Source organism: Nocardia glycosmidis (assembly GCF_052545115.1).
The window spans coordinates 1-297 of sequence record NZ_JBQWRH010000068.1 but is presented as its reverse complement, the minus strand read 5'-3'; the positions used below and the strand labels follow the sequence as shown (position 1 = coordinate 297).

Sequence of the window (297 nt, the reverse complement as noted above, 5' to 3'; positions counted from 1 at the left end):
ACTGGACGAGCTCGCCGAGCGATGGGGCACGAAATATGCTGCGATCGTGCGTCTTTGGGAGAATGCGTGGGAGGAATTCATTCCCTTCCTCGACTACGACGTCGAGATACGCCGGGTGATCTGCTCGACGAACGCGATCGAGTCCTTGAACGCCCGCTTCCGGCGGGCGATCAAGGCTCGTGGTCATTTCCCCACCGAGCAAGCCGCCCTGAAATGTCTGTATCTGGTCACCAGGTCGTTGGACCCTACCGGTGCGGGTCGGGCACGATGGACTATGCGCTGGAAACCAGCTGTCAA

Annotated in this window: 1 protein-coding gene; it reads left to right on the top strand. The window is 59.9% G+C overall.

Translation table 11 applies throughout. From position 1 onward, the window contains the following. The coding region (locus ACT86A_RS27515) for a transposase (protein WP_445095136.1) at nucleotides 1-297 on the top strand (297 nt) is incomplete at both ends.